This is a genomic window from Mycobacterium asiaticum, assembly GCF_001673315.1.
In the GTDB taxonomy this organism is placed as follows: Bacteria; Actinomycetota; Actinomycetes; order Mycobacteriales; family Mycobacteriaceae; genus Mycobacterium; species Mycobacterium asiaticum_B.
Genome location: NZ_LZLQ01000031.1, coordinates 1 through 20,655, shown reverse-complemented (window position 1 = coordinate 20,655; position 20,655 = coordinate 1). Strand labels below are relative to the sequence as shown.

Here is a 20,655-nt window from a genome sequence, read left to right as displayed (position 1 = left end):
ATCGCGACCCTAAAGGTAGGGCAGCGTGACCGTTCCGTACGTCTGGGCGACGTCGGCGATCAATTCGGCGAACTTCGCCTGCAGCGTGGCCGTGGCGTCACCCACCGGCCTGTCGCAGAACCGGCAGTGGGCGGTGAACTGTGCCTGCTCGCCGTCCGCGGGCCAGAACCGGCGCGGCCCGACCGCGGCACCAGGGTCGTACTGGACCGACTGATGCGCAGCTTCCCGCAGGATCCTGCCCACGGGATGTGCCTGCGGACATTCGAGTTTCAGGGTGCCGATGCCCTCGGAGAAGCTCATGCAGACCGACGCTATGCCAGGCCGGCCGGAAGCGCTCGCTAAACGTCGGTGGTGGTGTATCTGGTCTTGACCGGTGGCGCGGCCAGCAGCGGCGGAAGCTGCGTGAGCTTTCCTTCGCCGGCGCGGAAGCGGCGGTAGGCCTCATCGGAGTCCACCGACTCCCACAGTTCGTAGATCAGCCAGTGCGCTTCGTCGTCCTCGTCGACGAGCACGTCGGTGCGCAGATTGCCGTCGAAAGCGCGGGTGTCTTGGAGTGCGCGGCCCATCAACTCGCGTCCCGCAGCCACTTCTTCGGGCTTGAATCTGAGCTCAAGGATTACTGTGACCGCCATCGTCCGTCTTTCCTTCCGCCGCGTGCCAGTTACAGCGAGATTCAGCGAGATACTAGCCCAGGCAGTTTTCTAGCCGGCGAAACCGCCTGGGCGCTGCGGGATCTGCGGTTGCACGAAGACGTCGTTGAGAGTGACGGTGCGTAGCCTGCGGGCCCGGATGATGTCGAGCAGTTGCCCGTAGACACGGGTGACGGGCGGGTGATTGAGGTGGCCGATCACAATCTGCTGCGGGGCGAAGAACTGGTATGCGTTCCGGACTATCTGGGCCTCGGCGATCAGCGCGGAATCCCGCAGGTCGCCCGACCACAGCGTGGGAACTTGGTAGCCCAGGTCAGCGGCCACCGCGTCGACTGATGCGTTGCGACGGCCGTAGGGCGGCCGGTAATACGGCGCGGCGTCCACCCCGTAGGTATTGCGCAGGAACGCGTCAGTGGTCCGCAACTCAGCGGCGACCTGGGCGGGTGACAGCTTGGTCAGGTCCGGGTGCGTCCAGGTGTGGTTGGCCAGCTGAATCTGCCCGGAGTCGACCAGTGGGCGCAGCAACGGGGCGTTGTCGGTCCACGAGCGGAATGAGGCGGTGACGAAGTAGGTCAATCGCACACCACTGTCCTTGGCGAACTGGGTGTAGAGGCGCAGCACGTCGGTGCTGACACCGTCGTCGACCGTCCAGGCCAGCAGGTCACCCTGACCCGGCAGGGTCTTCAGGACACCACCGCCAGGTAGCTGCACCCGCGCTGCCCGGTCCGGGGGCGGCAACAACGGCGGCAGTCCCGGGGTGGGCGCCGAGCCGGGAACATCTGCGCGCGCCACCGACTCCGGACGGCCGCCGCTCGAAGACCACGAGATCCCCGTGACTGCGACGGTGGCTGCGACGGCGACCAGAAATCGTCGACGGTCGAGTTCGCGCACGGGACACTCCTATTACGGATGGACCCGGCCAGGTTAGATAACTCGCTGGTGAGACGCGCGACGCGTCATGGGGTGTCGGCCTCTTGGTATGGAGCCGTGATCTTTCTGAGGTGGTCCCGGCTGGGATCGAACCAGCGACCTTCCGCGTGTGAAGCGGACGCTCTCCCACTGAGCCACGGGACCGGCGCCGAGAGGCGAACGACGTCGAACACTAGCACGCTCGAGGCGGGCGTGATGCGGGCCAGGTGGGGGTGGAAACGTCGCGAGGTAGGGTTGACGCGACCCGTACCAAGGGATTTGTGTGGGCCGGTTCACTTGGACTATCGTCGTGCTTCGCACCGGGCGACGATCTCGTCCGTTGCGCGCGGATGTAGCGCAGTTGGTAGCGCATCACCTTGCCAAGGTGAGGGTCGCGGGTTCGAATCCCGTCATCCGCTCGAAGGTGCAAGAGGCATCAATCCAGCGGTGGAGTGGCCGAGTGGTGAGGCAACGGCCTGCAAAGCCGTGCACACGGGTTCGATTCCCGTCTCCACCTCCAAGATTCGATCTCCAAGCGCGATTAGCTCAGCGGGAGAGCGCTTCCCTGACACGGAAGAGGTCACTGGTTCAATCCCAGTATCGCGCACCAGAGTTATTGCAGTTCAAGCGCAACATAACATTCGCGGTCTTGGTCTAAACGTGGGCTATCGCGCAATAACGGCGCCGGTCAAACCGCACGCTGATCAGGTGGGCTTGCGCGAGACGCTTCCTTCAAAACCCGTGTAATGACGCCATCAGGCCGACAGATCGCCGGGCATCTCAAGGGATCTGCCGTTCCGAGTACTACCACCTTCGCAGGCGTGCCCCCCAGCGAACGGGCACCAGGCCGTCGTGGACCGCGCGGACCAAGTAGGCGCACGGCGTTCCGAGAACTCCGAGGGATGTCCCTCCCTTAACGGAGTGGTTCAGCTCCCATCGAACTCGCGGAGTATCACTGTGCCCCCAAGTACCGCAACAACGCCCGTCATCACCCCACGCCGACGCTCGGTTTCGTCGTGTTGTCGCGGTCACCCGACACCACCTCCGAACGGCTTCCATCGCGGCGTCAATCTCGTTGAGGTCTAGGCGGGGTGGTCGACGTCGAAGACCCCCGCGCCGGACCGACCGCAGTGCAAGGCGATTCCGTGGTCGGTGCCCGCGAACCATGCTGTGAAGCCTCAAGAGATTCGGGCAGGCGCTCGACGCTCGCGGCCACCAGGTCGAGCGCACCAGAATCGGTAGCTTGCGATGCGGAATTGCCCTGCGAGACGAAGGCGGTGAGAACGAATGACGGCGAAGCGTGACCGATGTGGCACATCCAAAGGTTCGCCTACGCGCGCGCACATAATCCCGTTAATACTTTGATCTGTCACATCTGTCACGCGTCGGCCTGATGTGCGGTTTTGCCGTTCGCGTTGGTCGGCAGACTGAAACGTGCGCCCGGAGTGTGCACGTCCGGGCGTCGAGAGTGACGGAGACCTCCCGTTTGGAGCCTACCGGCAACGAGGCGTCAACCCGCGCTGCGACGAGCTTGGGGGGAGGGGGCATCCCCCCACCCGCCGGCGGCCAGCACGGTGTCAGCGGACCTGGCATCAATATCGGCCCGGAGTCAGGTCTCCTGACCAGCTATCCGGATGACCGAACTGAGGTCGGCCGCGGGACCAGGTTTCGGCGATGTGCATGGTGTGAGCGCGTGTGTCGTGAGATTCTGCTGGGGTGTCCGCTGCTGCGGTGGCTGCTCCTTCGGGCGTGGTGACGTTTCTGTTCACCGATGTGGAGGGCTCGACCCGTCGGTGGGAGTCCGACGCCGATGAGATGCGGGCCGCACTGGCCGCGCACGACAAGGTGTTGCGTAAGGCGATTGAGGCGCATGGCGGCTTCATGTTCAAGCACACCGGCGACGGTGTGTGTGCGGCGTTCTCGTCGCCGAGGGCCGCGGTCGATGCTGCGGTGGCTGCGCAGCGGGCGCTGGAGTTGCCAGTGCGGATGGGCCTGGCCACCGGCGAAGCCGAGCTGCGTGAGGGTGATTACTTCGGGACGGTTCTGAATCGAGCTGCACGCCTGATGGCCGCCGGTCATGGCGGCCAGATCCTGCTGGCCGAGTCGACGGCGGTTCTGCTCAGCGGGGTGGATCTGCTGGATTTGGGGCCGCGACGGCTGCGGGATGTCCCGATGCCTGTCGGGCTGTTTCAGGTACGGGCAGCGGGACTTCGCACGGAGTTTCCGCCGCTGCGGGCGCTGGACACTAGTCCGGGAAATCTCAGACCTGCGACCACCAGCTTTATTGGGCGTGAGTCGGAGCTCACCGAGATCGAAGCGGCGGTGGAGGCTCATCGGCTGGTGACGTTGACCGGGGTGGGTGGGGTCGGTAAGACACGTCTTGCGATAGAGGTTGCCGCGCGACTCGCCGACGAGTTCCCTGACGGGGTATGGGTTTTCGAACTGGCGGCGGTCACTGATCCAGCGGCGGTGCCCGACGCGGTCGCGGCGGTGCTGGGCATCACCCAGCAACCGGGCAAGACAGTGACCGAGTCGGTGGCCTCCGCTCTGGAGGGCAGAGTCCGGTTGTTGGTGTTCGACAATTGCGAGCACGTTCTTGATGCCTCAGCCGACCTGGTCGATGAGATCCTGGCGGCATCGGTGACGGTGAAGGTCCTGGCCACCAGCCGCGAAGGACTGGGGACCGCCGACGAGCAGTTGTGGCCGGTGTCCTCACTCGGTGTCGGCACAGGAATCGATTCCTCGGCGGTAGCTCTGTTTGTCGAACGGGCGCAAGCCGTTTCGCCGCGCTTCTCGGTCGCCGACGCCGAACAGGCGGATGTGGTGATAGAGGTCTGCCGCAGACTCGATGGAATCCCGTTAGCCATCGAGTTGGCTGCGTCGCGGATGGCGTCGATGACGGCGATCGAGGTGCGTGATCGTCTGGATCAGCGGTTCCGGTTGCTGGTCGGCTCGCGGCGCGGCCTGTCGCGCCACCAAACCCTGCGCCAGGCGGTGGCGTGGTCCTATGACCACCTCGATGACGCGGAGAAGGCGCTGCTGGATCGGTGTTCGGTGTTCGCCGGAGGATTCGATCTCGAAAGCGCCTGCGCGGTCACGGGTTCCGATGATGACTTCGCCACCCTGGGTCTGCTCGACGCCCTAGTGCGTAAGTCGCTGCTGGTGGCCGACCGATCTTCGGGGCGGACCCGGTTTTCGATGCTGGAAACGATCCGTCAGTTCGCCGAGGAACAACTGGTCGCCAGCGGGGCAGCGACCGAAGCCCGCACAGCGCATGCCCGCTACTTTTCTGGACGCGAAACCGACATCATGGCCCTGTGGGATAGCCCCCGCCAACGTGCTGCCTACGACTGGTTCGCGATCGAGCTGCCCAATCTGCGCACCGCGTTTCGGTGGGCCGCCGACCACGGAGACCTCGATGTCGCCGCCACCATCGCCACCTATGCGGGGATGCTCGGCGCTGGGGTCCAAACCTATGAGCCAATAGCCTGGGCTGAAGAGCTGATCGAGCCTGCTCGCGTCGTCGAGCACCCCCGGCTGGCGTTCCTGTATGTGATCGCGTCGCTGTGCTACACCACCGGACGGATTGAGGCGGCTGTCGGCTATGCCGATGCTGGCCAGATCGTTCTGGGCAGGAGCCGCGAGGGGCTGCCGTATGGCGTGGAAGCCTGGCTTGGAGTTGTGTACGTATTCATTGGGCAGCCCGAGCGGTTAGCCGAGTGGTGCCGCGCCCAGCTCGCACGCCGCCGCGACACCCACGTCCACATCCGGGGATGGCTGGTTGTCGCCCTTGCATTGGCCGGTTCCGGTGGGGAGGCGATGGATTCCGCGGGTGGCCTCATCGAGGCTGCGGAGGCAACAGGCAACCCGATAGCGCTTGCGTGGGCGCTCTTTGCCTGCGGTGTGGCTTTCCGAGACGCCGACCCCGTCGGGGCACTTAACGCCATGAGCCAGGGTCTGGTGATCGCTCAAGACAGCGGCGCCCGCAACCAAGCGTCATCCCTGGCGCACGGTCTAGCCCTACTCGAGGCCGAACACGGCGACACGGTGTCCGCGTTCGATCACCTCACGCTGGCGATCCGCAACTGGCACAATGCAGGCGACGCCACGGTGATCCGCGGCCCGCTGGCCCTCCTCGCCGTTCTTTTCGACCGGCTCGGACGCTACGAACCGGCGGCCACCATCGTCGGGTTCGCCCTCAGTCCCATCGCCGCCACGGGCGTCCCCGAAATCACCACCGCGATCGCCCACCTACGCGACGTGCTCGGCGACCCGGCCTACGAATCGCTCGCCCGCAAGGGCGAGACGATGACCACCGCCGCCGTGGTGACCTACGCCTATGACCAAATCGACCAGGCCCGAGCAGAACTGGAACGCCTTGGTTGAGTTTCGCGCATCGCGTATCCAATGCGGGGCGGCGCAGCGTGTTCTCAGTCGCCTTCAGCAGTCTGTTCGGCCAGGACGCGGTACACCGTCGCCCGACTCACGCCGAGAGTGTCGGCGATCGTGCTCGCCGATTCGCCGCTTGCGTGCATCCGCATCGCCAAAGCGGCCTTCTTGTCGAGCGCCCTGGGTCGTCCGATGTGCTGCCCGCGTGCCCGACGCGCCTCCCGTGCGGCCATCCGGCGCTCCCGGCCTAGTTCCAGTTCCAGCTCCGCCAGGCTGGCAAGGACGCCTGCCACCATCCGACCCGTGGCGTTAGAAGTGTCGATGCCTTCCCGGAGCGAGCGCAGCACGATGTCACGGTCACGCAGCTCGCGGATCGTGGTCATGACTTCGGCGGCATTGCGGCCCAATCGATCTATTCCGACCACGACGATCGCGTCACCGGCTCGTGCGTAGTCAAGCAATGCGGCTAGGCCGGGCCGCTGCTCACGTGTCGAGATGCCGGACAGCTTGTCGCGATAGATCCGGTCAGGGTCGACATCCGGCGCAATGAGGGCGTCCAGTTGTTGGTCGAGGGACTGGTGGCCGGTGGAGACGCGGGCGTATCCGATTTGAACACCCCTGGGGGCGGTAGCGGTGGACATGCCTTTCAGTACGACGTGGGCTTTGTTCTGCGCCAGTAGGGCCTGCGCGGCCTGTCTCACAACTAAAGTTCCGAGACATGTGGTTGCCGCCAACCATTACCCCTGGATGCGGTCATATCCTGTGCGGATGCAGGGCTGGGGGCCAATAATCGCGGCCGTTATAACTTCCTCGGTGGTGGCGGCACTAGTTGCTGGTTTCTTTGGCGACCGAAACGAGCGAAAAAAGCAACTCCGAGATCAGCGGATCGCCCTGGCAGGCGAGTTCGCTGGAGGTGCGATGGCAGCTCTGGCGTCTCTGCGGGACTATAAGCCCACTACACGCGTTGGACACAGGAACGAGAAGCTTCACCACGACGCCAAGATCCGCGAAGAACGTGGAGCGAAAGTAAAGGATGCGGTCGACCGGCTCCGGCCCTTGAGGGGCAGGGTGTGGATTCTGTTCCCGGGACGGAGCCCAGCCGGGACCGAGAGGCCGCTGACGGCGGCAGACTGGGCCGAACACGTCGTCGGCCGACTGCGCGCTGTTGAGGACATCTGCAATGCATTCTGGACCGCATGCGGTGAGTTGGCGGGCGATGACAACCGCGATCGCGCAAATCTAGAGGCCGAGTACCAAGCAAAGTATGACGGACTCAGGCGGTGGACTTGGCTAGCGGTCAGTTCCTTCACGGAAGCGGTTGCTATACGGGTGGAGGCGACCGACCGCGTGTGGGCCACAGCCCGGTGGATTCCTACTGCGGTGCGACAGCGGATGCTTGCAAGACGCTAGCGACGCAGGCGGCGAGAGCCGACAGCCGATCTGCTAATGCGGATTGCATTAGCACGACGCGTAGCTAGAGCAGGCCTGGCTCTGAGCAATGAGACACGTTGCATTACAACTCATTTCCGGACTCCCAAGAAGGTTAACTGAAATTCGATTGGGCCCGCTGTTCGAGTCAGTTAGCCGACCTTTTGGCGGAGCTCAATTGTTTAGCGGTGAAACTCTCGATACTCAACTGCGACCTCGTTTCGCGGATGAGTAACGCGCCAACGACGCGGTGATAACTCGCTTATCGCCGGTGCCCAGGACATGTCGGCCCAAGCATCAAGCCGAACCTCTTACTCGCGTGGCGTCGCGATCAGTTTTGCCTCCCACGGCAGTCTGATCTGCATGGGCAAACTCATCTATGGCTTCAACGTGTCGGTGGACGGCTACATCGCCGACGCGCAAGGCAACATCGACTGGTCCGAGCCGAGCGACGAACTGCACCAGTACTGGAACGACTTCGAGCGGGACACTGCCCTGTCGTTCTACGGACGCCGACTCTACGAACTGATGTCCGCATACTGGCCAACCGCCGACAAGGCCCCGGATGCCACCCCGCTAATCGTCGACTTCGCCCGCATCTGGCGCGACATGCCCAAGGTCGTGTTCTCGCGCACCCTGGGATCCGTCGACTGGAATTCCAGGCTGGAACGCGGCGACCCGGTCGAGGTGGTGCGGAAGCTGAAAGCAGAAACCGACGGCCACCTGGAGGTGGCCGGCGCGACGCTGGCCACACCGATCGTGCAGGCCGGTCTGGTGGACGAGTACCGGATCGTGGTCGCGCCTACCGCGGTGGGCGGCGGTACGCCGTTCTTCCCGACGCTGCCGTCGTGGATCTCGCTGCGACTCGTGGAGAACCGCACCTTCCCGGGTGGCGTGGTCCTACTGCGCTACGAGGTCAAACACGACTGATCATGCAGACAGAGCCACCGCGACCCACGCGAATGGCTATTGGCGCTACCGATGCCGTGTAGCGCCCCAGCTAAGTTCTAGGAGTGGGCTGGACACGCTACGAAGGCAGAGCGCTCGCGAATCCGACCCTGCACGGCGATGCGCTACTGGCCGCGCTCCAGGACCACATCCTGCTGTACAACACGCATTTCACTGACGTTCGCCTCGATCGAGCCACGGCTACCGACGAATACGACACGTCCGTTCGCCCGCCCCGGCGGTGGTACGTGGTCAGCTATGTTGCGGAAGGCGCGTAGCGGCGCCCGGGCAGAACGACCAAATCCAGAGTTTCACCAGTTCAAACCACTTTTCGCGGTCGGTCGGCGGAGTTACGATCAGGCTATCGTCTACAGATTCGAGTGAGCCATGAATCGCATCCGACGTATATCGGCCGTAGCCGCGTTGACCCTGGCAATCGGCGCCGGCGGGTTCGCCAGCCTGGGCATCGCTTCAGCGGATCCCAATGTGTGTGGTGGCCCGGACACGCCGCCCTGTGCGGGACCGGGACCGTTGACCCCCGAACAGCAGTGCGCCCTGATCGCGTGGCGTACCTGGACGCCCTGCAATTGGTTGGGCGTGCAGGTTCCGGCAGGCACGCCTGGCACCATGTGACCGCCTTCGCAGGTCGAATAGGTCCGCACGAATCTTGGGATCGGTAGCCACCCGATCCCCATCTACTTGTCTACACGACCACGAGCCGCCAACAATGGGCGTGCAGACAAGGAGCAAACAATGAAGCGAATCGTTGCCGGCGCACTGATGTCCGGCGCACTGGGTCTGGCCAGCTTGGGAGTCGGTGCGGGCACCGCGCAAGCCGATCCCTCGACGGGCATTTGCAACCAGCTGGGGATGTGCAGCTATGTCTGGTGCCCCGGCAGCCAGCTGCCGATGCCGGATGTGGTGTGGGACATGAACGTCTGCCACCACTACTACGGCGGCAGCCTCGGCCACGCCGGCACCGAGGGCGGCATTCCGGTCGGCGCACACATCCTCGAGGGCGACCCGTCGCCGGCGAACACGTGCATGGGGTCGCCGATCTGCTTGCCCGGCCTGTAATCGCGTGGCCACGCTATTGGTTCTGCTGGTGTTCGGCCTGCTGGCGGTCGGTGTCGTCGCGGGGATCATCGTGATACTGGTCCGACTGGCCGACTCACCCAAGACAGAGTCCTACGTTCCGCATGCGTGGCCCGTCTCAGCCGCGATGGCGCCGGGCTGGTATCCCGACAACGCCGATCCAGCGCTGCTGCGCTATTTCGACGGCCGGCAGTGGACCTCAGCCACCCAGCGCAAGTGATTCGATCACTTTCACCAACTCGTGGGGTGCCTCCCAGTTCAAGGCGTGCCCGGCGCCCGGCACGGTGACGAGCCGGGCACCGGGAATGCCTTCCGCCAGGCGGCGAGAGTGGTTAGGCGGCGTGGTGCGATCCGCGGAGCCGACCATGACCACCGCCGGCACGGTGATCTCGCCCAGCCGCGGGTAGCGGTCTTCGCGCGAGAAGGCCCGCACGATCGGAATCAGCGGCCCGTGCTCGTCGATGTGCTGCTGGAATCCCTCGGTGAACACCGAGACCATCGCCGGTGACGGACGCGTCCCGCACTGTGCGGCACCGAACAAGACCGCGACCGTCTTGTTCCGCATCAGCCGTTGCAGGATGCCGAGTTCCAGCAGCGGGATTTGCACCTTGTTCTGCGGCGCTCCGTCCAGGACCCGGCCGGCCCAGGTGGCGAACAGCACCACTCCGCGCAACCGCGACGCGAAGTCGGGGTGGTCAAGCAGGGCACGGATCGTGACGAACCCACCCATCGAGTGTCCGACCAGGACGGCGTCGCGGACATCGAAGTGCTCCAGCACCGCGGCGACGTCCGCCGCCATCGGCTCCGATCCAATCCCGTCCGAGCCGAGCGTGGAACGGCCATGACCGCGCTGGTCGAAGGCTATGACCCGAAACCCCTTGGCCAACAGACTGTCCCAGACGACGTTCCATTCCGCGAGGGTGACCGAGTAGCCGTGGACGAGGACCACTGTCGGCCCCTGGCCCGCCGCCATCGCGCGCAGGACGGTCCCGTCCGGACGCGTGATGCTGACCTCCTCGCCTTTCGGTTCGGCGAGAAGTTGTTCGCGGGTATAGGGATCCGGGTTGCTCTCGATCCACTTGACCAGTGCACGCGCGCTGGCCCAGCTCACCAGCCCGGTGGTCGCCAACGCCCCACCCATGGCCGACGCCAGTCTCATATGTCGAGTTCTACTCGCTGCCTTTTGCGGGCAATTTCGCGGGGCAGTAGACGCCCGCGGCGATCGCGGTGAACCTCGCGGCGTTCACCTGCGACAAACCGGGGTTTCCGTCCTGCAGGACTTGCACCACTTCGATCCCGGATTTGCCCCCATCAGCCAACTCGCAGACCTTCTTCGCGGCCGACACAGCGCTGTCCGGACTCTGGTAGGTGATGCCGGCCGCATCAAGCGCGACCAGAAACGCCTGATCCTGATTGGCATCCGCCCGCGCCGGCGCGGCCACTCCGAGCGCTGTTACGGCGCTGATCACGACGAGCAAGCGCTTCATATCTCATAAATGGTCGCAGAGTGGCGCAGAGCCCGCATCTCGAAGACATCCGTCAACCGGCGGTTGACAATTCCGCCTGCGTCAACCTAGCGTTGACGGTATGGTTCAACCTACGCCGATCGCCTATCCCGTCCGCCTCGACGATCTGATCAACGCCATCAAGCAAGTGCACAGCAACGCCCTGGACCAGCTTGCCGACGCCGTCCTGACAGCCGAAAGTCTCGGCGAGGTCGCGGATCACCTGATCGGGCACTTCGTCGATCAAGCGCGCCGCTCCGGGGCCTCCTGGACGGACATCGGTACGGCCATGGGAGTCAGCAAGCAGGCCGCGCAGAAGCGTTTCGTCCCGAAGGCCGATCCCGTCACGCTCGACCCGGAGCAGGGGTTCGCCCGGTTCACTCCGCGCGCCCGCAACGCCGTGGTGGCAGCGCAGAATGCCGCCCACGATGCGGGCAACAACCAGATCACCCCCGACCATCTGCTTCTCGGCGTGCTCTGCGACCCCGCGGCACTCGCGACGGTTTTGCTGCACCTGCAGAAGATCGACACCGAAGCCCTGCGTCAGGCCGTCGAACTGCCGCCCGCCGCACCCGAAGTTCCGGCGCTGATTCCGTTCAGCGGACCGGCCCGCAAGGTACTGGAGTTGACGTTCCGCGAGGCACTTCGCCTGGGCCACAACTACATTGGCACCGAACACCTGCTGCTCGCCTTGCTTGAACTCGAAGACGGCGCCGGGCCCCTGCACACGGCCGGTGTGGCCAAGGAACGCACCGAGTCCGACCTGCGATCCGCGCTCGAATCAGTTACCAACCCGACGAACGAGACCTGAGACGGTCAACCCCTCCCCTTCCCATAGCCGCATGTGAAATCATGCGAAGGTCCCTCGGCGGCCTCAGGAGGCGAAGATGCACCGCTGGCTGATCGTCCTTCTCACGTTCCTCGTCAGCGCGGCAGGCCTGCTGTCGGTCGACGCCGCCGTTCCGCGTGCCCGGGCCAGCGAAACACCGATCGGCCACCTCGGCGACACCCTGCGCGTCGACACCGGCAAGTACGTCGCTGACGTCACCGTCACCAGCGTGGTGCCCGTAGACCCGCCACCAGGATTCGGCTACACGCGCAGCGGCGTTCCGGTCAAGAGTTTTCCCGACAGCTCGGTAGCGCGAGCAGATGTCGTGGTCCGCGCCGTTCGGGTGCCCAATTCGTACATCATGGCGACCAACTTCAGCTTCGACGGTGTCACCCCCTTCGCTGACGCCTACAAGCCCCGGCCGTGCGATGCGCCCGACTGGCTGGACGCCGCACTGGGAAATGCACCGCAGGGATCTGTCGTTCGCGGCGGGGTGTACTGGGACGCCTACCGCGATCCGGTCACGGTAGTCGTCCTGCTGGACAAAAGGTCCGGCGAACACCTCGCACAGTGGAATCTGTGACCTATCTCTTACCTGGGAATCTCTGACCTGCACGTAAGAGTCGCGGATCCGGCCGATGCCGCTGCACTGTCGATCGTTGCCGCACAGACGTTTCCATTAGCCTGCCCGCCCTCGGCGCCCACGCAGGACATCGCGTCGTTCGTCAAGGCCAACCTGTCCACTGACCGCTTCGAGGAATACCTGACCGACCCGCACCGAGCGATCTTGAAGGCTGACCACGACGGGCGAATCATCGGCTACGCCATGGCAATTCGTGAAGTAGCCGATCCCGGGTTCAGTGTCGAGCTGTCAAAGCTCTACGTAGTGCCCGACTTCCACGGCCAGGGCGTGGCCGCGATGTTGATGGATGCCGTGCTAGCGCTCACGCTGGACTGGGGCGCGCCGCGAGTATGGCTGGGTGTAAATCAGCACAATGTTCGGGCGCAACGGTTCTACACCAAGAGCGGCTTTGTGGTCAGCGGCACCAGGACATTTCAGCTGGGCACCCACCTGGAGCACGATTACGTCATGACCCGGAAGACCGGGTAGTCAGCGCCAGCAACCGCGAGGTGGCTCGCAGGTATTTCTTCCGGTACCCCCCAGCCAGCATCTCCTCACTGAAGATGGTGTCCAGCTTCGTGCCCGACGCCACCACCGGAATGCCGGCGTCATACAGACGGTCGGTCAGCGCCACCAATCGCAGCGCGACGCTCTGGTCTTCGATGCGGTGCACACCAGTCAGGAACACAGCGGAGACACCCTCGACCAAGGTCAGGTAGCGCGACGGATGCATGCTGGCCAGGTGTGCGCACAACGCGTCGAAGTCGTCCAGCGTCGCGCCGGGCACCGCCGCTGCACGGGTAGCGACGTCGTCGTCGGACAGCGGTGGCGGCGCGGGTGGTAGATCGCGGTGCCGGTAGTCGGGCCCTTCGATCCGCACGGTGGTGAAAATCACTGCCAGCGTGTTGATTTCGCGGAGAAAATCCTGGGCGGCGAATCGCCCCTCGCCGAGTTGCTCTGGCAGCGTGTTGGAGGTGGCGGCCACCGAAACACCACGCTCGACGAGCGAGGACAGCATGCGGGAGATTAGCGTGGTGTTCCCCGGGTCGTCCAGCTCGAATTCGTCGATGCACACTGCGGTGTAGCCGGCCAGCATCTCGATGCACTCGGCGAAGCCGAACACCCCGGCCAGCTGGGTCAGCTCGGCAAAGGTCGCGAATGCCTTCGGATGCTCGCCTGCCCCGGGCCCGTCGCCGGGCAACTGATAGTAAGCGGACGCCAGCAGGTGGGTCTTGCCCACTCCGAAGCCGCCGTCCAGGTACAGGCCGACTCCGGGCAGCACCTCCCGTCGCCCGAACAGCTTCTTGCGCCCCGCCCGTCGCTGCGCGGCCTCCCGGGCGAACTCCTGGCAGGACACCACGGCGGCCGCCTGAGACGGCTCCGCCGGGTCTGGCCGGTAGGTGGAAAAGCTGACATCGGCGAACGTCGGCGGCGGATGCAATTGAGCGATCAAACGTTCCGGTGACACTGACGGGTGCCGATCTACCAGGCGAGAAACCGCTGCCGAGCCGCCCGACGAGGTAGACCCGTGCATGGTGGCACTGTAGCGACGTGCTGCAATCGACCCCATGCCCGACTTCGAGGCCGACATCGCGGCCGGCCAGCACGCCGAGACGTCCTTGAAGCTGCTCGGCGCTGAGCGCGAACTCGGCCACGACGAACTCCCCCAGCTCTACGGCTATCCGGCCGGGCTGACCGGCAGCTGGGTGCGGGCGAACTTCATCACCAGCCTGGACGGCGGCGCCACCGTCGAAGGTCTCAGCGGCGGCCTGGCCGGGCCGGGCGACCGGACGGTGTTCGTCGTGTTGCGCGAGCTGGCCGACGTCATCGTCGTCGGTGCCGGAACGGTGCGGTCGGAGAACTATTCGGGTGCGCAGTTGAGTGGCGCTCAGCGCCAACACCGACAGCCCCGGGAGCAGAGCGAGATTCCACCCCTTGCGATCGTCACCAAGAGCTGCGACCTGGATCGCGATCTCCCGATCTTCATCCACACCGAGGTGCCCCCGCTGATTCTCACCTGCAGCTCGGCCGTCGACACGGCCCGTCGTCACCTGGACGGGCTGGCCGCCGAGGTGATCGACTGTTCGGGCAACGATCCCGACGAGGTCGAGGTGTCGGCCATCGTGACCAAATTGCAGACGCGCGGTCTGCGCCGCGTACTGACCGAAGGCGGCCCGATGCTGCTCGGCGCGTTCATCGAGGCCGGCCTGCTCGACGAGCTGTGCCTGACGATCGCGCCCCTGCTCGTCGGCGGGTCGTCCAGCCGCATCGCATCGGGACTGGGCCAGCTGCAGACCCGGATGCGCTGCGCCCACGTCCTCACCGATGCCTCCGGTTACCTCTACACGCGTTACGTCAAGGGCTGACCGGGCGTCCCGCTACTGTGGTCGGCATGAATCGGCGCATCAGGTCTGCCACCATTTTCCTGGCGGCGACCGTGGTGCTGACCGGTTGCGTTCCGGTCTTCGGCGCCGACCCCCGCTTCGCCACCAACTCCGGAGCCCGGCCGCAGGGTGTGTCCACACCGAAACCACCGCCGGCCGGACCAGCGCCGATCGCGGCGCCGAAGAACGATCTGTCCTGGCGCGACTGCACCTCCAAAGTCAATGCCGACGCCGGCGTCCCCGGCGCGCCGGGCATCAAGCTGGAGTGCGCCAGCTTCGACGCCGACCTCGACCCGTTCAACGGCGGATCGGGCTCGGTGAGCATCGGCGTCGTCCGCGCACGCTCGGCCAAGACTCCGAAGGACGCGGGACCCCTGGTCTTCACCACCGGTTCCGACATCGCGTCCTCGACGCAGCTGCCAGTCTGGTTGTCCCGCGCCGGCGGTGACGTGCTCGACGGGCATCCGATCGTGTCGATCGATCGGCGCGGCATGGGCATGTCCAGCCCGATCGACTGCCGCGACCGACTGGACCGCGAAGAGATGCGCGACCAAGCCCAGTTCCAGACCGGCGACGACCCGGTGGCCAACCTCTCCGATGTCGCCAACACTGCCACCACCAACTGCACCGACACCATCGCGCCCGGCGATTCCGCCTACGACAACACTCACGCAGCCAACGACATCGAACGGCTGCGCAACATCTGGGACGTCCCCTCGGTGGCGCTGATCGGGATCGGCAACGGCGCGCAGGTCGCGTTGTCCTACGCCGGATCGCGCCCGGACAAGGTGGCCAGGCTGATCCTGGATTCGCCGGTCGCGCTGGGTGCCAGCGCCGAAGCCGCCGCCGAGCAGCGGGTGAAGGGCCAACAGGCCGCGCTCGACGCGTTCGCGGCACAGTGCATCGCCGTCTCGTGCGCTCTCGGTGCCGATCCGAAGGGCGCGGTCAGCGAGTTGTTGACCACCGCGCGCGGCAGTCAGGGTCTGAACCAGGCCTCGGTCGCATCCGTCGTCGGGGCTATCACCACCGCCCTGGGCTTCCCCAGCGGCGACCGCGTCAGCAACACCACGAACCTGGCCAACGCCCTGGCGGCCGCCCGCTCCGGCGACATGAACCAACTGAACAACTTGATCAACCGCGCCGAAGCGACCCGCGACAGCGACGGACAATTCGTCAACACCTGCAGCGATGCCCTCAACCGGCCCACCCCCGACCGGGTCCGCGAGCTGGTGGTCGCCTGGGGCAAGCTCTACCCGCAGTTCGGCACCGTGGCCGCACTCAACTTGGTCAAGTGCGTGCACTGGCCCTCCGGTGCCACGCCGCAGGCGCCGAAAGAACTCAAGGTCGACGTGCTGTTGATGGGCGTCCAGAACGACCCGATCGCCGGCAACGAAGGCGTTGCCGCGACGGCGGCCACCGTGATCAACGCCACCGCAGCCAGCAAGCGGGTGATGTGGCAGGGCATCGGCCACGGGGCCAGTGTCTACTCGGCGTGCGCCGTTCCGCCGCTGGTCGGTTACCTGGACAGCGGCAAGCTGCCGGGCACCGACACGTACTGTCCTGCCTGATCCCGGGCCGCGGGGCCGCCCGGTGTACGGTGCGCTGGTGACGGCAGCTGACTCGACCAGAACCGGCCTCCGCGAATCCATGCAGGGCGCGTTCCGTCCCGGCCCACACAGCACCGGATCCGTCTTGCGGGCGGTGCTTTGGCCCGCGGCGATCCTCTCGGTATTGCACCGCGCCATCGTGCTCACCACCAACGGCAACATCACCGACGACTTCAAACCGGTCTACCGTGCGGTGCTGAATTTCCGGCATGGCTGGGACATCTACAACGAGCACTTCGACTACGTAGACCCGCACTATCTCTATCCGCCGGGCGGCACGCTGCTGATGGCGCCGTTCGGCTATCTGCCGTTCGCGCCGTCGCGTTACCTCTTCGTCTCGCTCAATACCGTTGCCATCCTGGTCGCCGCGTACCTGCTGCTGCGGATGTTCAATTTCACCCTGTCGTCGGCTGCCGCCCCAGCGCTGGTGCTGGCCATGTTCTGTACCGAGACGGTGACCAACACCCTGGTGTTCACCAACATCAACGGCTGCATCCTGCTGTTGGAGGTGCTGTTCCTGAAGTGGCTGCTGGACGGTCGGAGCAGCCGCGAATGGTGGGCCGGACTGGCCATCGGACTGACGCTGGTGCTCAAACCACTGCTGGGTCCGCTGTTGTTGCTGCCGCTCTTGAACCGGCAGTGGCGGGCGCTGGCGGCAGCGCTGGTGGTCCCGGCAGTGATCAACCTGGCCGCGCTGCCACTGGTGCCCGACCCGATGAACTTCTTCACCCGCACCCTGCCTTACATCCTGGGCACTCGCGATTACTTCAACAGCTCCATCCAGGGCAACGGCGTGTACTTCGGCCTGCCCACCTGGCTGATCGTGGGGTTGCGGCTGCTGTTCACGGTGATCGCCATCGGCGCCTTGTGGCTGCTCTACCGCTACTACCGCACCCGCGACCCACGGTTCTGGTTCACCACGTCCTCGGGAGTGCTGCTGCTGTGGTCGTGGCTGGTGCTGTCACTGGCCCAGGGCTACTACTCGATGATGCTGTTCCCGTTCCTGATGACCGTCGTGCTGCCCAACTCGGTAATCCGCAATTGGCCTGCGTGGCTGGGGATCTACGGCTTCATGACGCTGGACCGCTGGTTGCTTTTCCACTGGATGCGCTGGGGACGGGCCATGGAATACCTGAAGATCACCTACGGTTGGTCACTACTACTGATCGTGACGTTCACGGTGCTCTACTTCCGCTACTTGGACGCCAAGGCGGAGAACAGATTGGAAGACGGTATCGATCCGGCGTGGCTGCCCGCGGGGCGGGATCGCGCTAGCTTGGAAACAGGATCCGTAACGTCACCCACACCAGACCTGGGAAGGAGCGGCGCAACGTGACTGACATCGCCCGTCCGAAATTGCAGCTATCCGACGATGAGTGGCGTAAGCGGCTCAACCCGCAGGAATTCGACGTGTTACGGCGCGCGGGCACCGAGCGGCCCTTCACCGGCCAGTACACCGACACCAAGACCCAGGGCATCTACCAGTGCCGGGCCTGCGGCGCCGAATTGTTCCGCAGCACAGAGAAGTTCGAATCGCACTGCGGTTGGCCGTCGTTTTACGATCCGTCGAGTTCCGACGCGGTGATCCTGCGTCCCGACCACTCGTTCGGCACGGTGCGCACCGAGGTGCTCTGCGCGAATTGCCACAGCCATCTGGGCCATGTCTTCGCCGGCGAGGGCTACCCGACGCCGACCGACCAGCGCTACTGCATCAACTCGATCTCGCTGAGCCTGGTGCCGGACAACGCATAGCCCGTCGGTGGGCTAGTCCAACCGGGTGGCGTGCACTTCCCAGAACGGGGCGTGTACCCGCCCGTCGACCAGCCATGGCTCCATCGCGCGGAAACGGTCCAGCACCACCTGCACCGGCTCTGCCAGGTCGGGGTTCCGCGCGGCCATCGCCTCGATGGTTTGGGCGTTCAAGTTGATCTGGTACGTGGTGGGGCCGAGGTAGGTGATCTCCCAGCCCGCGCCGGGCAGCACCTCGCGAAAGTCCTCCTCGGACAAGGACCGCACCATCCGGAAGCCGTTGACGTCGTGTTCGCCGAACTCGTACATGAACAGCCGCGCACCCGGCTTGGTGGCCCGGTGCAGCGCCGCCGCGTAAGACTTCTGCATATCCATTTCGGTGCTGAACGTGTGGTAGAAGGCACAATCCACGACGGTGTCGAACCGGCCATCCAGCCCGTCCAGCTTCGTGGCGTCGGCCAACTGGAAATCGACCGACACTCCGGCCCGGCGGGCATTCTCCCGCGCCCGGTCCAGAGCGGCCACTGAACCGTCGATGCCGGTCGCCGAAAGCCCTTGCGAGGCATAGTAAATCGCGTGGTGACCGGGGCCAGTACCCGGATCGAGCACCTCACCTCTGATCGCACCGAGGGCGACCAGCTGTTGGACCACCGGCTGCGGGCCGCCGATGTCCCACGGAGTGGCGGCGGGCAAGCCGTGCGCGATGCGCTCGTCGCGATAATCGTCTTCGAACCGGGCGGGATCTCTCGGGTCGCGGGGGCCGGGCATCTTGGCCGGGCTCACGGGAGCGCCGTGACCAGTTGCTCGACGGAGCGCCGCGGACCGGTGAAGAACGGCGTCTCCTCACGGGTGTGCCGTCGGGCGTCGGTAGCGCGCAGTTCTCGCATCAGGTCCACGATGCGGTGCAACTCGGGCGCTTCGAAAGCCAGCAGCCACTCGTAGTCGCCCAGCGCGAACGCCGGCACCGTGTTGGCCCGGACGTCCTTGTATTCGCGCGCGGCCATCCCATGCTCGGCGAGCATGCGACGGCGTTCCTCGTCGGGCAGCAGGTACCACTCGTAGGAGCGCACGAACGGATACACGCAGATGTAGTTTCCGGCTTCCTCACCGGCCAAGAAGGCCGGGATGTGACTCTTGTTGAACTCGGCCGGTCGGTGCAACGCCACACTGCTCCACACCGGCGAGCTGGCCCGGCCCAACGCGGTGGTGCGCCGGAAATCGGCGTAGGTCGCCTGCAGAGCCTCGATGTTGTCGGCGTGGGTCCAGATCATGAAGTCGGCGTCCGCGCGCAGCCCCGCGACGTCGTACAACCCGCGGACCACAACGCCGCGCTCTTCCTGCTGCTTGAGGAAGGTGGCCGTCTCGTCGATCAGCTCAGACCGCTGATCGCCGAGTTCGCCGGGACGCACCGAAAACACCGAGAACATCAGGTATCGGATCGTTGCATTGAGGGCGTCGAAGTCAAGGCGTGCCATGGCACCTATCGTGCCACTTGCCCCCGCACGGCCTCCACGACGCTGGTGACCGCCTTAACCGCGGCCGACACACACGCCGGCACGCCGATTCCGTCGAGGTAGCTGCCGGCCACCGCCAACGTGGGCGGCAAACCCTGCCGCACTGCGGCCACCAGATCGGCGTGCCCCGGACCGTACTGCGGCATCGCGTCGATCCACCGCTGCACGCGCGCGTCGAGCAGTTCGACACCCAGGTCGAACACGTCCACCAGGTCGCTCAACGCCCAGCCCAGCAGCTCGTCGTCGGAAGCGCGCGCAGCCAGATCGTCACCGAAACGGCCGAACGAAAGGCGCAGCAATTGGACGTTTCCCTGCATGCCCCACTTGCGCGACGACAGCGTAATCGCCTTGGCGCGCAACGGTTCACCGCTGGCCACCAGCACACCCGAGCACTGCGGGAACGCAGTGTCGGCCGGTACCGCCAACGCTGCCACCGCCGATGACGCGCTGGTCACCCGGCCGGCGGCGGCCGCCGATCGCGGGGCGATGTCGCCGAGCAACCGCGCCGCCTGGTGCGCCGGGATGGCCAGGATCACCGCGTCGGCGCGCCAGCGGGCGCCGGTGTCGTCGTGCACTTCCCAGCCCGGTTCGAGCTTGGTCACCCCGGCCCGCACCCACTGCAGTCGACTGCGAGCGACGAGTTCGTCGATGAGGACCTGATAGCCGCCCTGCAGCGCGCCGAACACCGGAGCACCGGTTGACGGTGGCAGTCCTTGCCGCACCGCTTCGGTCAGACTCCCGGCGCCGCGGTCGAGCGCTGCGGCCACGCTGGGCGCCGCTGCCCGCAGTCCGATGGTGGCGGCGGACCCGGCATAGACCCCGCTGAGCAGCGGATCGACCGACCGGGTCACCACCTGTTCGCCGAACCGGTCTGCCACCAGCTCGGCGGCGGACGGATCGGCACCGGGTTGCCAGCGCAATGGCCGGCCGGCTTCGGCACCGATGCGGTCCAGCGTGGCCTCGTCGACCAGCCCTGCCAGCGACGCCGCCGACGACGGGATACCGACCACCGTCTCGACCGGGAAC

General features: G+C 65.6%; 24 protein-coding genes and 4 tRNA genes. 17 read left to right on the top strand and 11 right to left on the bottom strand.

The window, feature by feature from the left end; genetic code table 11:
- Positions 1-9 precede the first annotated feature (9 nt).
- The 4 genes from A5636_RS05590 to A5636_RS05575 form a co-directional block, all read right to left on the bottom strand.
- Entirely contained in the window at positions 10-300 is a 291-nt protein-coding gene (locus A5636_RS05590) for a hypothetical protein (protein ID WP_065157708.1), read from the bottom strand.
- A 38-nt stretch (positions 301-338) separates the two neighbouring features.
- On the bottom strand, positions 339-632 hold the full coding sequence (locus A5636_RS05585) for a putative quinol monooxygenase (RefSeq protein WP_065157707.1): 294 nt from the start codon (positions 630-632) through the stop codon (positions 339-341).
- Positions 633-701: 69 nt separating this feature from the next.
- Positions 702-1,541: a polysaccharide deacetylase family protein gene (locus tag A5636_RS05580; protein WP_065157706.1), complete on the bottom strand. Its 840-nt coding sequence runs from the start codon at positions 1,539-1,541 to the stop codon at positions 702-704.
- Between the two features lie 111 nt (positions 1,542-1,652).
- Positions 1,653-1,724: transfer RNA gene (locus tag A5636_RS05575), tRNA-Val, on the bottom strand.
- A 181-nt stretch (positions 1,725-1,905) separates the two neighbouring features.
- On the opposite strand from A5636_RS05575, the gene A5636_RS05570 reads away from it, so the two are divergent.
- The 4 genes from A5636_RS05570 (at position 1,906) to A5636_RS05555 (ending at position 5,945) form a co-directional block, all read left to right on the top strand.
- Positions 1,906-1,978 (top strand) — tRNA-Gly (locus tag A5636_RS05570).
- 27 nt (positions 1,979-2,005) lie between these two features.
- Positions 2,006-2,079, top strand: a tRNA-Cys gene (locus A5636_RS05565).
- 15 nt (positions 2,080-2,094) lie between these two features.
- A tRNA-Val gene (locus A5636_RS05560) sits at positions 2,095-2,169 on the top strand.
- Positions 2,170-3,290: 1,121 nt separating this feature from the next.
- Entirely contained in the window at positions 3,291-5,945 is a 2,655-nt protein-coding gene (locus A5636_RS05555) for an ATP-binding protein (RefSeq protein ID WP_253900508.1), read from the top strand.
- Between the two features lie 44 nt (positions 5,946-5,989).
- Here the strand turns inward: A5636_RS05555 and A5636_RS05550 are convergent, their stop codons facing one another.
- On the bottom strand, positions 5,990-6,589 hold the full coding sequence (locus tag A5636_RS05550) for a recombinase family protein (protein ID WP_065157745.1): 600 nt from the start codon (positions 6,587-6,589) through the stop codon (positions 5,990-5,992).
- A gap of 127 nt (positions 6,590-6,716) precedes the next feature.
- On the opposite strand from A5636_RS05550, the gene A5636_RS05545 reads away from it, so the two are divergent.
- The 6 genes from A5636_RS05545 to A5636_RS05520 all read left to right on the top strand — a co-directional run bounded on the left by A5636_RS05545 (position 6,717) and on the right by A5636_RS05520 (position 9,639).
- Positions 6,717-7,358, top strand: coding sequence for a hypothetical protein (locus A5636_RS05545; protein ID WP_155763634.1), 642 nt, complete (start codon positions 6,717-6,719; stop codon positions 7,356-7,358).
- Positions 7,359-7,739: 381 nt separating this feature from the next.
- Positions 7,740-8,306, top strand: a complete 567-nt coding sequence (locus tag A5636_RS05540) for a dihydrofolate reductase family protein (RefSeq protein ID WP_065157704.1) — start codon at positions 7,740-7,742, stop codon at positions 8,304-8,306.
- A gap of 83 nt (positions 8,307-8,389) precedes the next feature.
- Positions 8,390-8,602 (top strand): hypothetical protein, encoded by a 213-nt coding sequence (locus tag A5636_RS05535; RefSeq protein WP_065157703.1) that lies wholly within the window; start codon positions 8,390-8,392, stop codon positions 8,600-8,602.
- Between the two features lie 109 nt (positions 8,603-8,711).
- Entirely contained in the window at positions 8,712-8,957 is a 246-nt protein-coding gene (locus A5636_RS05530; RefSeq protein ID WP_065157702.1) for a hypothetical protein, read from the top strand.
- A 120-nt stretch (positions 8,958-9,077) separates the two neighbouring features.
- The gene (locus A5636_RS05525; protein ID WP_065157701.1) at positions 9,078-9,401 is read left to right on the top strand and encodes a hypothetical protein; all 324 of its coding nucleotides are present in this window, start codon (positions 9,078-9,080) and stop codon (positions 9,399-9,401) included.
- Positions 9,402-9,405: 4 nt separating this feature from the next.
- Positions 9,406-9,639 (top strand): DUF2510 domain-containing protein, encoded by a 234-nt coding sequence (locus A5636_RS05520; protein WP_065157700.1) that lies wholly within the window; start codon positions 9,406-9,408, stop codon positions 9,637-9,639.
- On the opposite strand, the gene A5636_RS05515 is transcribed toward A5636_RS05520, so the two are convergent.
- Both A5636_RS05515 and A5636_RS05510 read right to left on the bottom strand, forming a co-directional pair.
- Positions 9,619-10,578 carry an alpha/beta fold hydrolase gene (locus A5636_RS05515; protein WP_065157699.1) on the bottom strand — a complete coding sequence of 320 codons (960 nt, stop codon included), beginning with the start codon at positions 10,576-10,578 and terminating at the stop codon, positions 9,619-9,621. The genes A5636_RS05520 and A5636_RS05515 overlap by 21 nt on opposite strands.
- 10 nt (positions 10,579-10,588) lie before the next feature.
- Positions 10,589-10,906, bottom strand: a complete 318-nt coding sequence (locus A5636_RS05510) for a DUF732 domain-containing protein (protein WP_065157698.1) — start codon at positions 10,904-10,906, stop codon at positions 10,589-10,591.
- 100 nt (positions 10,907-11,006) lie between these two features.
- Between A5636_RS05510 and A5636_RS05505 the strand changes: the two genes are divergently transcribed.
- The 3 genes from A5636_RS05505 to A5636_RS05495 all read left to right on the top strand — a co-directional run bounded on the left by A5636_RS05505 (position 11,007) and on the right by A5636_RS05495 (position 12,864).
- Positions 11,007-11,735, top strand: coding sequence for a Clp protease N-terminal domain-containing protein (locus A5636_RS05505; protein ID WP_065157697.1), 729 nt, complete (start codon positions 11,007-11,009; stop codon positions 11,733-11,735).
- Positions 11,736-11,811: 76 nt separating this feature from the next.
- The gene (locus A5636_RS05500) at positions 11,812-12,336 is read left to right on the top strand and encodes a hypothetical protein (RefSeq protein WP_065157696.1); all 525 of its coding nucleotides are present in this window, start codon (positions 11,812-11,814) and stop codon (positions 12,334-12,336) included.
- An 18-nt stretch (positions 12,337-12,354) separates the two neighbouring features.
- Positions 12,355-12,864, top strand: a complete 510-nt coding sequence (locus tag A5636_RS05495) for an N-acetyltransferase family protein (RefSeq protein WP_437339806.1) — start codon at positions 12,355-12,357, stop codon at positions 12,862-12,864.
- On the opposite strand, the gene zapE is transcribed toward A5636_RS05495, so the two are convergent.
- Positions 12,842-13,945, bottom strand: coding sequence for a cell division protein ZapE (zapE, locus tag A5636_RS05490; RefSeq protein WP_155763632.1), 1,104 nt, complete (start codon positions 13,943-13,945; stop codon positions 12,842-12,844). The genes A5636_RS05495 and zapE overlap by 23 nt on opposite strands.
- Between zapE and A5636_RS05485 the strand changes: the two genes are divergently transcribed.
- Genes A5636_RS05485 through msrB form a run of 4 tightly spaced genes read left to right on the top strand, consistent with a single transcriptional unit; the run spans position 13,944 to position 18,118 of the window.
- A complete protein-coding gene (locus tag A5636_RS05485; protein WP_065157694.1) occupies positions 13,944-14,741 on the top strand; it encodes a pyrimidine reductase family protein in 798 nt (265 codons plus the stop codon). The genes zapE and A5636_RS05485 overlap by 2 nt on opposite strands.
- A 26-nt stretch (positions 14,742-14,767) precedes the next feature.
- On the top strand, positions 14,768-16,327 hold the full coding sequence (locus tag A5636_RS05480) for an alpha/beta hydrolase (protein ID WP_065157743.1): 1,560 nt from the start codon (positions 14,768-14,770) through the stop codon (positions 16,325-16,327).
- Between the two features lie 22 nt (positions 16,328-16,349).
- Positions 16,350-17,702, top strand: coding sequence for an arabinofuranan 3-O-arabinosyltransferase (gene aftC, locus A5636_RS05475; protein ID WP_065157693.1), 1,353 nt, complete (start codon positions 16,350-16,352; stop codon positions 17,700-17,702).
- A gap of 5 nt (positions 17,703-17,707) precedes the next feature.
- Entirely contained in the window at positions 17,708-18,118 is a 411-nt protein-coding gene (gene msrB / locus A5636_RS05470) for a peptide-methionine (R)-S-oxide reductase MsrB (RefSeq protein WP_065157742.1), read from the top strand.
- Positions 18,119-18,130: 12 nt separating this feature from the next.
- On the opposite strand, the gene A5636_RS05465 is transcribed toward msrB, so the two are convergent.
- The 3 genes from A5636_RS05465 to A5636_RS05455 form a co-directional block, all read right to left on the bottom strand.
- Positions 18,131-18,883, bottom strand: a complete 753-nt coding sequence (locus A5636_RS05465) for a class I SAM-dependent methyltransferase (protein WP_065157741.1) — start codon at positions 18,881-18,883, stop codon at positions 18,131-18,133.
- Positions 18,884-18,894: 11 nt separating this feature from the next.
- Positions 18,895-19,590 carry a hydrogen peroxide-dependent heme synthase gene (gene hemQ, locus A5636_RS05460; RefSeq protein WP_065157692.1) on the bottom strand — a complete coding sequence of 232 codons (696 nt, stop codon included), beginning with the start codon at positions 19,588-19,590 and terminating at the stop codon, positions 18,895-18,897.
- Between the two features lie 5 nt (positions 19,591-19,595).
- A partial coding sequence (locus A5636_RS05455) for an FAD-dependent oxidoreductase (RefSeq protein ID WP_065157691.1) occupies positions 19,596-20,655 on the bottom strand: 1,060 nt, incomplete at its 5' end.